The organism is Myxococcus sp. AB025B (assembly GCF_006518215.1).
GTDB classification, from domain to species: domain Bacteria; phylum Myxococcota; class Myxococcia; order Myxococcales; family Myxococcaceae; genus Myxococcus; species Myxococcus fulvus.
In genome coordinates this window covers 11,729-24,562 of record NZ_SRLW01000011.1, presented here as the reverse complement: position 1 = coordinate 24,562, position 12,834 = coordinate 11,729, and the positions used below count along the sequence as shown (strand labels likewise).

General features: G+C 66.6%; 4 protein-coding genes. 3 read left to right on the top strand and 1 reads right to left on the bottom strand.

The window, feature by feature from the left end:
* The first annotated feature begins 319 nt into the window (after positions 1–319).
* From FL311_RS03335 to FL311_RS03325, 3 genes are read left to right on the top strand one after another with little or no spacing between them, the layout of a single operon-like run.
* The gene (locus FL311_RS03335; RefSeq protein WP_141323412.1) at positions 320–2,035 is read left to right on the top strand and encodes a hypothetical protein; all 1,716 of its coding nucleotides are present in this window, start codon (positions 320–322) and stop codon (positions 2,033–2,035) included.
* A gap of 4 nt (positions 2,036–2,039) precedes the next feature.
* Positions 2,040–3,488 carry a hypothetical protein gene (locus FL311_RS03330; RefSeq protein ID WP_141323411.1) on the top strand — a complete coding sequence of 483 codons (1,449 nt, stop codon included), beginning with the start codon at positions 2,040–2,042 and terminating at the stop codon, positions 3,486–3,488.
* A 19-nt stretch (positions 3,489–3,507) separates the two neighbouring features.
* The gene (locus FL311_RS03325; protein ID WP_141323410.1) at positions 3,508–7,440 is read left to right on the top strand and encodes a hypothetical protein; all 3,933 of its coding nucleotides are present in this window, start codon (positions 3,508–3,510) and stop codon (positions 7,438–7,440) included.
* Positions 7,441–7,545: 105 nt separating this feature from the next.
* Here the strand turns inward: FL311_RS03325 and FL311_RS03320 are convergent, their stop codons facing one another.
* Complete coding sequence (locus FL311_RS03320) at positions 7,546–12,831, bottom strand: DEAD/DEAH box helicase (RefSeq protein WP_141323409.1); 5,286 nt, start codon at positions 12,829–12,831, stop codon at positions 7,546–7,548.
* Positions 12,832–12,834 lie beyond the last annotated feature (3 nt).

Below are 12,834 nucleotides of genomic sequence, written 5' to 3'. Positions count from 1 at the left end.
CGCAGACTTCGAACTCTACCATGATGGAGGAGCGCAACCTGCTCCCGATGGAGGTTAGTGCCCAAGCGGCTCACAACTCTTTGCAATCACTCGGGTTTCCTCTCCGGAGTTTGCCAGCCGCCCCTCCGGTACGGCAAGACACCAAGGATCTTGCTTCTCCCTTGCTGCTGCACCCTGCCCTGCAGCGAGCTGGTCGAGATGCGCCACGCCACAGAATCCACCGCTCCATGCTTGCTGCAAGCTGGCGGAACTCCTGCGAAGCTCTCGGAGAGCGCCAGCGCAGTCCGCCAGACCTCTTGAGTCCGGGAAGGAACCGGCCGTGAATCCTTTTGTCGACTACCTCAACTCCCTGCGTACACAGGACGCGGAGTCCAGTCCCAACTACGTCGAGGAGAACCGGGCTGAGAGTCTGCAGCGCATCCGGCAAATTCATCCCTGGTTCCCCACCGAGCAGACGCTGCGGGTCCAGACCCAGATGTCCGTCCTCGTGGAGGCGATGAGGCGGGACGACTTCCCTGTCGATCTGGTGTTCCTCACAGGAGACGCCGGTGATGGGAAGACTGCGGCGTGCATGGACCTTGCCCGCGCTGAGGGGATCGAGCGCCCGCTGGAACCCATCGACACCATCAATGCCTGGACCGTCATCAAAGACGCTAGCGAGGTTCCCGAGGAACAGCTGCTCGAGTCAATCTCCCGGTGCCGTAAAGAGCGTCGGCGCCTCCTTATCGCCATCAACGAGGGGCGCCTCCGCCAGTTGCAGCGCTCCGCGGACCTAGCCACCCTGTGGGACAAGCTCATCGAACCCTCGCTCCGCTCGTGGATCGACCGCAGCACGGCCGACCAGCTCGACAGCGCGATGCGTGAAGAGCGCGTCGCGGTGGTCAACTTCCGGCACCGGATGCATGTGAGGACTGTAACGCCAGGCCTCCTCCAGATCTGGTCCCGGAGCGCATTCTGGGAAGACAGCCCAGCATGCAGCGGCTGCAAGGTGCGCGCGAGCTGCCCCATCCTCGCCAACATCCAGTCGGTAAGGGAACAGTCGGTTGCCCAGGCCATGACGGATGTCCTCACTTTCGCGCACTACGCCGGGCAGCGCCTCCCGTTCCGGAGGCTGCAGGCGGTCCTGGCGTTCACGCTCACCGGCGGGCTGCGTTGTAGGGACATTGAGGGACGGTCCCCCCAGCTCACGGACCGCTTCTTCTGGCTGTTCTTCCAGCGAGAGCCCCGAGGCGGCCTCCGCCCAGAGCCCATCGCCCGCTCACTAGCCCCCGCTGACTCCGCATTTGAGGCAGAGCCGTCGCGGGACAGGGACATCGAGACGCTGCTCCGCGACAACTCCAGCCTCTCCGATTTTGACAGGAGAGCACTTCAGGTGCCCGGCGTCCGAGAATCCATTGAGACCTTCCGCGCTCTGCGACGGCGGGCAATCTTCTCTCGCTCTACGGCACCGGCGGGCACCGTGTCGGGACAGACTGCCCCCACCTGGGCCAGAGCGCTCCAGTACCTGGAGGAAGCAGCTCTCAAGAACAGCGACGAGGAACTGCTGAGAACCGTGATGCGGGGGGTGAACCGTCTCCACCGGCACACCACGGATATGTCGGAGGCCATTTCCGGACACCAATTGGAGCCGGCGGCGTTCCGGGACCCCCAGCGGGCATCGCTTGAGCTCGCGCTTGGCACCCCATTTAAGGTGGAACTGGCCAAGGGCCCTGTGCTCCCAGCCCTCGTCAGCGCCTGGCTGGAGTCTTGCCCATCCGACCTTGAGTGCAGAGCCTGGCCGGAGCACCAGCCGCGGTCGGATCGCCTAGCGCGGCTCCGCTTGGACGCACGGTTGGTGATGATGCTCTTGGAGGTCAACGCTGGCTTCTCCTTCATCCCCGCGCTTGGGACCCACCGCCGACAGCTCGCACGATTCCACGCACAGATGACATCTATGATCTCCGCCGATAAGACCCGCATCGTGCTCCGCAGCGGAGACCGTGCGTGGCGGCTGTCCAGCGCGGGCAACAAGCTACGGTTCGAAGGCCACGAGTGACCTGATGCCCCCTCCTCAAATCGAGAACCTCACCGAGACCCTCCAACGCAGGCTCGGGCTACAGCAGGCACAGACCTTTGCGCCCGAGGACATCCTGGCGGATGCGATTGCACGGTTGGTGCGAGTGCGCGGCGACGTGAACCGCGTCCGCTCGCTTTGGAAGAAGGAGAGCGCGCCGACGCTCATTCAGGACTATAGCGCTGAGGAGCATGGCGAGGCGCTCGAACGGCTGCGCGCGGTGCTCGACGCAAACCTCGTGGTGCAGCGCGGACGAGACGGGTTGCCCAAGACGTTCCGGCCACTGATGCCCGAGCTCATTACGCATGAGCGCGTCGGCAACGTCTTCCGAGAGCTAGGCAGGACAGTGATGGACGTCCTGTGGTCCGACACCGAAGTACGCAGGCATCTCACGGAGCGAGTGGGCACATGGCGCACGCGCCACCCACTCGCGCTCGCGCTCGCTCCTCTGTGCACCTCCGTACCACACGACGAGGCCGTGGAGTCCCGGTTGGGGGAACTCCTCAAGCACGGCGAAGATCCGGGGTTGGAGCGCTGGGTCAAGACCACGGTTACGCAGGACTGGAAGGCATGGCTCAAGGCATCGGCTCACCTGGGCGTGGACGAGCAGCTCGACACCATGACCGCGCTCACTTGCCTGCACCTGCACGTTGCGCTGCTCTGGCGGCTGTGGCACCACGGGCAGCCAGCGGTGGTGTTCGTGGCGGTGTCCGGCCAGGAAATGGACCGGGCCTGCGCGCGCGCCGCCTACAACATGTACGGCTTTTGGGGCGACCGGGCGCACTTCGCGCTGCGAGAGGTCGCGAAGCAGGCCCTGACACGAGCCCGTAGCGAGAACAGCGAGTACGCCAGCCTCGACCGGCCCTCAGACTTCGCCCGCTGGGCCGTGGCAAGCATCAGGGGTGGGCGCTCCGCGAACGATCGCTTCCAGAAGGCTGTTCGCGATAAGGCGCAAGGCGCAGTAGATCACCCGGAGCAGGAGCTGGTGGACGCGCTCGTGGAGGCTTTCGAGACGCAGTCCGGAGTGGCGACAAAGGTGAAGGACTTCCTGCGCGGGACCGGACGCGCAGCGGGCCTCGTGGGGCCCGACGTATACCGCGCCCGCAAGCGCTACCAGCTCGACGACCGGCTCCTTGAGCTGCTCGTGCGGCTCCACGTGCATCGCCCTTCCGACACGGTGCAGTCCCAAGAGGAGGAAGCGCGCGGCGTGGACGCACTCCTCGACGACGTCTTCAGCCGGTACGGTCTGATCCTCACCACCGAGCGACAATCGGTCCGGACGGCACTCAAGGCCGAGTCGCTCCGCCCAGTGTTGCGGCTGTTGCCCGGGGATGAGGCGGCACGGCGCAACCGGGCCCTCCTCGAGCGCAGGCTGGACGAGCTACGGTTGGTGCGGCGCTACTCCGATGCTTCGGCGGTGCTCAATGTGGACTGACGCGGAACGTGCAGACTGGATGGCAGACACCCTCGCGCGCTGGCTGCGCCTGCGGGTGGGAGCCGGCAGCGAGGGACGGCGTAACTTCCGGCTGGTGTGCGCGCCAGCCTCGCTCAGGCCGCAGCTTCAACAGCACCTCGATGCGGAACCCGGGGGTAAGATACGATGGTACGTGCGCGAGTCCTCGGCGCCGGACGCGGTGAAACTGCGCCATGGCCGCCCCGCGGACGTGCCCTCGGATGCCTGTATCGGCTACGTGCTCCTGTGGGAGGAGGGATCGGCAGCGGCGGACCGCAACGCGCAGTCCTTGCGCGACATTGCCCAGTACGACGTTGCAGATCTTCTCGTGGACCCCCAATTCGAGCTGCCACTAGAGGCGGCGATCCGGACACGCTGCATGCAGGCCGCCGATGCATGGGACCTGCAGACACGGACCCGCCTGAAGGAGCACCTCGGCGCGGCCTGGGATGGCCTCCGTACGGCTCTCCGGCTCGGCCCACGGCGCCGCGACCGCGCGCTCAGACTCGTGGACAACCTTGAGCGCTGGGGCAACTTCCTCCATCGTTGCCAGGTGCCCGATGCAGAGTGGGCGGGATGTCCGCCGGAACAGCGTGCCGGGCTGCTGCTCAGCCGGCTCGGCAACTCCCTTCCCGAGCTAGGCCTGTTCACCCTCCCCGCCCTGGCTTCGGTGCTCGGGGTGACCACCGATCCGAAGGAGAGGCCCCTTTCGCCCGCACGCACGGGGGAACGACGCTGGGGCGAGCACCTGGAGGAGATGCTGCTCGAGAACTTCCAGTGGGCAGCAGACGCCGGTGCCCTCAGCGATACCCTTGCAGGCAAGCGCACACTCCGGGAACAACTGGAGGCGCTGGTTCTCAAAGGGGGGGTCCGGTTGTCGAGCACGGGGGGACAAGAGGCCGCTGCAGAGGCCCTGGAGAGTTTCTGCCGTGAACACACCCCTGGGGCGCTTGAGCAGGTCGAGTGGATGTTCTACGAGGACCCTCGTAATCGTCGCAGCCGCTCAATGGGCTTGGCCGGTCTGCTCATCGCGAGAGGCCGCCGCGAGGCGCGGGACAACCCGGTCGAAAAGCTGGCGATGGACACGGTGCGCGAGCTAGGGGCGGTCGTCGCGGGCGGTGACGCCGCGTGCGAGCCCCTCGTGCGGGATGCCCAGGCGTCAGCGGCGGGTCGGCAGATCCTCGTGTCAGCGCTGAACGAGCTCGGCAGTAGCACGGGGCAAGCCCTACCTGAGAACTGGAAGCGCTTGCTGGAGGGCGTCCAACTGCCAGACGTGGTGCCCGAACGCTTGCGCACGCTGTCCGAGCGGTGGATGGCCATCGATCGTAAGGAGTCGCCGGACGAGACCATTGCTCCTACGCTGCTGCTCGGGCTGGCGAGGCTACTGGCGGAACACACCTCCGAGGAGACCGCCGCCGACGAGGCGGCTTCGGCTACTCGCCTCGGGCTGGCGCTGAGGGAGGACCCCGCGATCCAGGCCCAGTTCACGGTCGACTCATCACTCCCCCAGGCCTTGCGCGCGTGGCTACGCGACAAGGTCCGCGAGGCCTGCGAGGACCCTGACGTCACAGAGGACGAGCTTGCGCTGCGCGAGCAGGACTCACTCTCCTTCGAGGTCTCCCGGCTCGTGGGCAACAAGATGCAGCGACTGGGAACAGTGCTCGTGCAGTGGACCGCTGCCGACCGCGAGGTGCGGCGGGGCACTGTGGAGACGGTCCTCCGATCGAGAGAACTGCAGTTGGACGACGGATTTCGGGCACCTTCAGGTATGGCCCTCCTGCGGCTGAGTTCCCGGCTGACGTCGAAGGCCGGGCCCAGTTCCGACGCGCTGAACACGGCCTGGGGCGAGTACGTCCGGGATCTCGGCGTCAACCCGGCTGAGCCCTCCAGATTCCCCGAAGTCCTTGACCTGATCGCTCCGACCGGGGACGCCGCCAAGCGCCTCGTCGAGGCGTGGCAAGGCCAGGTGGAACAGGCCGCCAGCAGAAGTGCTGAGCAACTGCTGGAAGAGAAGGCTCGACTCCAAGAGGCCATGATGGCGGCCGTGGTCGCCGGCGATTTGGTACTGGCCCAGTCGCTCGGGCAGCAGCTGAAGGTTCTCCCTCCCCCTACCGCCTCCACCCCCAACATGGGCATCGATGAGGCACGGCGCCTGCTCGAGACCGAAACTTGGCGACTGGTGCGCGGGGCGATCATGGAGCGGCTTGTGCTCAGTCCGCATCACCCCTTGGTACTCCGCCTCCGGGTGCTGTCAGACGTCCTGCTCACACAGGTCATTGAGGCCCTATGGCGCCGGACCTGGCCATCATCCGCTCACGAGGACCTCAAAGATGCACTCGCGGGGTGGGAGCTGCCCGAACCCCAGCATGCTTACGGCTACCGGCCGGAGGAGCCGCTCGTATTCGACGGCTGGGTTTCCGGTCACGCGGTCTATGCGCCCCTGCGTGAAGAGCGAGGCACAGATGCCAGGGCGTTGGGTCTGCGCGCTACACGGGAAGTGGTGAACCGCTTCGCGCGGCTCTTCCCCGCGGCGGCTGACCGCATTCAGGTCCGAGTGCATGGCGATACGGACGGTCGCTGGGCATGGGGCCTCTTCGGCACGAGCGCCGAGACAGCGAGCCTCCGGGCAAACCTCGACCTGGTAACCCCCCTCCCCAGCCGAACGCTGACTGCGTTCGAGACGGGGGCGCTGAGCAGTGGTGATGGCCTGCTCGCTTATGAACCCGGTCCCGAGGGGGCAAGCCCACAGCGCCGGTTCAGGCGCGTGAGGACAGACGCCCCTAGTGCAGAGATGCATCTCTCGCTACTGCTGGCAGACCGCGTGGCAGCGTTCTCGGCCCGCTTGGGTGAAGCCAGCCCTTCCGAGGCCACAACGAACGCCTGGGACACCCGCCTCTTCTTCCACGAGCCTCGGCCTGAGACCGTGGACTACCAGGTGATTCTTTCGGAGCGACCGGATCAGCTCTCTCTGGCTGTGAGTCAAGCGGTAGCCCGCACATGCGGCCATAAGGCCCCGCGGCTCGAGATGTTCAGCTTCGATCCGGAAGCCGTGGGACCGATCCTGCGCGATGAGCAGCGCCGCGGACGTTGGCTGGTGCTGGTATCCCGCTACCCAGCATACCGTGCGGTACAGGCATGCGAGAACGTCACCACCCTGCTCGACTTCGCGTCGCGCCTGGAAGGCGGGCGGCCGGTGCACGTCGCGGTGAGCCTTGGCCAGGAGCGGCAGGAAGAGTGCGCAGCCTCCCTTGAACGAGCAGTTCGGACCTTGCTCGGGAACCTGCCTTGTTCGGGAAGGTCGCTCCTGGCCCGAGCTCGGAGCATCGCTCCGGGGCTCGCACTGCAGGCCCTATGCTCCTCTCAGGTGGCTCTCGAGGGACTCCTCGGGCTCCTCCTCACCCAATCCCAGGTGAACGTGCCAGGAACCCTCGTGCTCTCACTCGACCAGCACCAACATCTACTCGGTGGGACCGGCATCCTTGCCGACCTCCTGGTGCTCGCCGAGCGCGACGGGGGCTTTCAGCTCGCCGTCTCAGAGGCGAAGTTCACGACACTGCAGGTCACGACCAGTTCCGAGCCCGTGTCCAAGGCGCAGCGGCAAGTGCGCGTGACGCGGGACCGACTCGACCGCTTTGTCGCGCGCCACCCGCTCGCAGCCATGCCACGTGCCGCGCTGGTACGAGCCGCAGTCCAGCAAGTCCACCTGCTCGACCGCACGCTCGACGTGGAGAGGCGCCGCACGCTGGCGAAGATGCTCGCCCGGCTCGCAGACCCCGAGGTACCTGTGACCATCTCGCCGGAGGACCAGACGGCCATCCATGTCTGGAGCTGGCACGAGGGGACCCTCGCAGGCATCCACTCGCTGAACGGAATTCCGACGCACATCCACAGCCGCACGGAGACGACCCAGGCCCTCCAGAGCCTCGCAACCTAACCCCCACAGGAGAAGACGAGCCGGGGGCAGATGGGCAAAGCCATGGAGGAGACTGATCGCAGCGCCATCCTGACTGCCGAGTTGGGCGACTCGGTCTGGGTCATGTCAGGAGGCAGCTCGGTTGGCAGCGCCGAGGGATCGTAGCCGCTCGATGACTACATCGATTTCTTTGAGGTCTGCAGCCCGCAGTGGGACAACGTGCCACGCGTTTGAGCCCTTCGCCAGCCGTGAGCGAATGAAGTGGTCGCGTCGCAGTCGATCCCCGACATGAAATGATGCGGAATCCACATAGATCGCCACCCTGGTGCCGGTGAGTACGAAATCCGCAGTGGAGATTGGAGGCTCCCCCGGACTCGCAGCTACCGGGACTTGCTTCTCGACGTCCAGCCCGGCCTTCTCGAACGCTCGGAGGAACTCCAACTCCAGCGGCGAGCCCACTCCTGCCGCATACGCTGCGAGCCATGGCGTAGGATCAAATTGTTGAACTGCTGCAGCCTCGGGGGGAGTCGCTGCCAAAGCTTCCAGGTCGGGAACAATCGATGGCCAATTGAGATCTGCATGGTACCGCTGGTTCTGGTAGCTCTTGAGGCACCGGTAGCACGCGGTCTCGCATCCCTCGTGCTTTAAGTGCTCGAGCGCCATGGCTGCCACCAAGTGGAACTCGCTCCCCGCGCGCTCGAGAAACCCACTGCCGCCCACGGCCGGGTCGATGAACGTCAACGCGGCGTGCTGCCAGGCAGACGCCTCGTCCTCCTCGCCCCATGGCTCTTCGAGTTCGATTTCAATCTCCGGGCCGTCCAGCAGGTAGAGTTGCCGCATGCCAGTGCGCAGCGCGTACCCCAGCGACCGTCCCCACCGGGAGAACTCGCGCGGAGACATCTCTTCCGGCAACGCCACGTGAATCCGAAGTGTGGTGCAGTCGGTAGCGGCGGTGATTGCCACGGGCCTGGGCGACTGTCCCAGCCGATCGCAGGCCTTCGCGTGCCCGTACTTGTCCTCCTCCCCCTCCTTCTTTGGCTTCTTCGTTCCCTTCTTCTTTTTCTCCGGCGGCTCGGGCTTGAGCATGCGCCCGCAGGTAGGGCAAAGCGGGAAGCCCCGCGCCGAGTCATGGAGCAGCATCCCGCTCCGTCGCTCTTCCTCCGAAGGGGGCCTGGACTCGTTGAGCCATCGCACCGACTCGCCCTGGCGCAGCTCGGCACGGAACCCGGTCGGCAGGCTCCACGCGGACACCATCGTCCCGTTCCACTGTGGGAAGCACTTCACCAGGCTTCCCATCGCGAAGCGCTCCTCCTCCTCCAGCACCGGCGCATCGTGGCGCACCGCGAGGAACCCGCCGAATTCCCATGACGGCAGCGCCTGGGTCTTAGGTAGCTCACCACACCGGACGCACCGCACCTCATCCTGCCCAAAGCGATGATGGCATCGCCCGCACAGCCGGTACTCCCAGCTCGGGTACTCGGACTTAGGGTTCCACGGCGAGGACGTGTCGAGCCCCACCACCCTCCACCGGTGCCCGCGCGCATGGGCGATGGCTTCCGGCTGGTACTGCGCCAGCCCGAAACGCCGCACGACGCTGATCGTCTCCTCCGAGTCCTGGTCCTGAAGCAAGCGCAGTGTGGCCGGCTCGCTTGGAAACTCGTATCCAGGCAGGATGCCGAACTCCGCGAAGCGCCGCATCGGGTGACCGGCGCTGCGGTCGTCCGCGTCCTTGTCCTTCCCCTTCTGCCGTTCGTTGGGAATGCCGAGGATCTTCCGCTTCAGGTCGCTGGCGTTGAAGGCTGCCCGGTCCCCCTGCCCCGTCTGGCGCCACTGCTCCATCACCTTGTCCAGCGTGGCGATCTGCAGCCGGACGCGCTCGAACAACTCCCGGATACGAGCGCTCTGCCTGTCGAGTTCCTCACGCAGCTTCGCCTCGGAGAACAGCCCCGCTGGCCCGAGGATCTCCTCCCCCCACGCGTCCATCGCCATCTTCACCGCATGCGGTTTCTGCGCCTCGAACGCAGCAAGCAACTCCTCGATGTTCTCCTTCACGAGTTCCGCGTTGAAGGTGACGTACTCCGCCATTCGTCCCTGGAGCCCCGGCGCCGCCGATCCGAGCGCGATGGCGTTCAGATGTCGCACGAGCACGTTACGGTTCCCCAATGACAGTGGAGGCGCGGGCACTTCGCCCGAGATCATCTCCGCCGGGCGGTCGTAGAAGTACAGGTCGTGCGGCGTGTTGCGTGCGTAGGAGACGACCACGCCTACCCGGCTTCGTCTTCCCGCGCGCCCGCCCCGCTGCGCGTAGTTGTCCGGCCGCGGCGGCACATTCCGCATGAGCACGCCGTCCAGCGCACCGACGTCAATACCCATCTCCAGCGTCGGCGAGCAGGCCAACACGTTGAGCTTGGAATCGCTCGGCGGCCCCTTGAAGTCCTCCTCCAGCTTCGCGCGGGCGGTTCCCGTGATCTGCGCGGTGTGCTCCGCAGCGCGCAGGGGCATCAGGTGCTCCTTAAGGAGCCGCTTCGCGTAGCGGCTCTGCCCAATGGCCTCCTCGTCCAGCCACCGCTCGGCGCTCCCCTCGCAGTTCGGGCAGGGAGCGCCCTCCCAGGCGTAGTACATCCGGTGCAAGCAGCGCTCACACCGGTACCGGTCCTGCATCTTGACCCTGTCGAGCACCACGGCATCGGCATTGAGCTGAAGCAGGCGCATCTGGGCCTTGAAGCCGTGCAGCGCCACCGGCTGGATGAACTGCGGCATGAGCATCGCCACCGCCGCCAGCAGATCGGCTGGCTCGGCTTCACGAATGCCACCTTGCGCGCGGACGAGCCGCTGGAACTGCCGCCAGATCCGAGGGGAGCCTCCCCCCACGCCTTCGCGGCGCGCGAAGTTCAGCCTGCGTACGCCGCGCTCGGTCTCCGCTTCGTCGAGCCACGCCACCGGCCTTCCCGCTTCGTCGCACGCATAGCCGTGAGGCAGCTTTATGCGGCGCTCCCAATCCGCCGCGTCTCGGAAGTCGGGCGGGCAGCTCGGCGACTCCGGGTGGAACTGGAGCATGGGCCGCGACAGCGCGCGCTGGAGGCGGAATTCGTCCAGGATGCACCGGCTCAAGTGCGTCAACGCCTGGGTGGAGAGCCTCAGCCCGCTCAACAGGGGCTCCCCGCGCTTCTTCACCCACTCGGCCAGCTTCTCGTAGCGCACGCCCACCAGGCCCAGGTTGAAGACCGTCGCCCGGTAGCTCGCGCTAACGGCGAGATCGTCGAGCAGCGGTGCCTCTTCCCACGGCCGTGCGCGCTCGCGAGCGGCGGTGGGCAGGAACTCCGCATCGTCGTACTGAAGGGTGTGAGGATTGTCCCGCTCCTCCACTCCCTGCACGAGCAGCCGGTGGATCGCCTCGGAGAGCGGTACCTGCCCCTTCTCTACGATCCGCACCAGCCGGCGGCGCATCCGGTCGTAGCGGGCGGAGTAGGTGATGTAGCGGGCTTGGTGGGCGGCGTCCTGGCGACTGTCGGCGAAGATGAGCAACCGCTCCTTCCCATCGTGCCCTGGCCGCCCCTTGTTCTGATCGCCGAGCGCCTCCACAAGCCCTTCGCACACCACTCGAACCGCGGCGGACGTCCCAAGGGAGACCGCGGAGAGGATACGGCCCGCGCCACCCGCACGGGCACCACAGACCAAGCAGCTCGCCGCCGAGGGCGCCAGCACCACTCGAACGCGCAGCGTGTCATCGCGCTTGAAGGCCAGGCTCGTGGGATCGAAGGAGCCAACCAGGACCTGACGGTCCTTCATCTCCTTCTCGATGAAGTTCAGCGACCCGTCATCTCCGGCGACATCCAGCCGGTCACGGTCGTACAGGTACCACTCGATCCGCTCTTCATCGGGACCGATGGAAACCTTCAGCGGGCCATGCTCGGGATTCTCGGGCCCGGCGAAGGCAAGCACGTGCGCGCCACAGCTCCGGCACAGGTGGAGCGGCGCGGTGGGCTTGCCGCAGGCGCATACTCCTTCGCCCAGCGCCACCAGCTTGCCGCAGACAGGATCGATGCACCGGTGGAACCGCCACCCACCTCGGAGGAAGCGGTGGGTCCGAAGCCGAAGCGCGCCCGGCGTCCCATCGGGCAGCGCGGCCCCCACAGTCAGCGCCGCGGTCACTTCCTGGGCGAGCTCGTCCGGATCCGCGTCCCGGCGCTCTGGCACCGACTCCCGGATCGCCTCGCACAGCGCGGAGACCGAGAGCGGCTTTCGCGCCAGTAACTCGCCCAGCTTCCACAGGATGGCGGCCTTGCGTGCCGCGGTCTGAAGGTCCGTCCCCTGCGGCGCACCCGCCAACGCTGCAAGCGCCTCGGACACCGCCTCTCCATCCGTCGTCTTCGGCGGCCGGATGACCACCGGCTTGGCCGGCCAGGCTGCCTCGGGCGGGATCGTCACGTCGCGCAGCTCCTCGCCGAGCACTCGGATAGACTTCGCGTCCACGCCCGCCAGCCGCGAGAAGAAGTCGCTGACCGCGGCATCCCGCAGTGCCTTGAGCTCCGCTGCCGACCGCTCGCCAGCGGCGGCCTCGTCGATGCTCTTGATCGTTGCGGACGTGCCCACCGGCACCAGCGAGGGGGAGCGCACGCTGGCTGACGCGTTGAGGTAAAGGTCCTGCCGGGCCGCGCGCAGATGCGCCGCGAGCCTGCGCAAGAGGAGCGCGATGTTCGCCCCCAGCGCGCCGCGGTAGGAGTGAACTTCATCCAGTACCACGAACCGGCACCGGTGGTTGGCGAAGAGCGCCGCCCGGTCCTTCGGACGCACGAGCAGGTACTCGAGCATCATGTAGTTCGTCAGGAGGATCTGCGGAGGCGCATTGCGCATGGCCTCTCGCTCGGTCTCGTCGGTGGAGCGGTCGTACTTGGCGACCCGGATGTGGAGATTTTTCGACGCCCTGAGGTACTCCCGGATGCGCTCCTCCTGATCATTGGCAAGCGCGTTCATCGGGTACACGAGGATCGCGGTAAGCCCTGGTGCCTGGGCCAGTGCGCTCGCGTCACGCAGCGCGTTCTGGATGACGGGGAGGAGGAAACACTCCGTCTTGCCCGAGCCCGTGCCGGTGGTGACGACCAGCGGCGTCGGCTGGGGCTTGAGGAGGTGCTCGAGCGCATCGCTCTGGTGGAGGTACGCGTGCTCCGAGCCAGAGCGCTGGACCATCACCTCTGCCAGCGCCGGGTCCAGCCCAAGCTCCACCCACCGCTTGCCCGCCTTGAACGGCCGGTGCGTCTGGAAGAACGGCTCCTGAGCGAGGAACTTTGCCTTGTCCAGTTCGGCGAGCAGGGCGTTGCGAAGTCCGTCGTCGCGCGCGCGGAACTCGGTGATGAGGTGCTCGCGATACTCGGAGAGGACGTTGTCGACAACCTCGATGGGATGAAGGGGCATGGG

Bases quoted from the DNA above. Each gene is read 5' to 3' on its own strand.
- FL311_RS03320 (WP_141323409.1), bottom strand. From the start codon at position 12,831: ATGCCCCTTCATCCCATCGAGGTTGTCGACAACGTCCTCTCCGAGTAT.
- FL311_RS03330 (WP_141323411.1), top strand. From the start codon at position 2,040: ATGCCCCCTCCTCAAATCGAGAACCTCACCGAGACCCTCCAACGCAGG.
- FL311_RS03325 (WP_141323410.1), top strand. From the start codon at position 3,508: ATGGCAGACACCCTCGCGCGCTGGCTGCGCCTGCGGGTGGGAGCCGGC.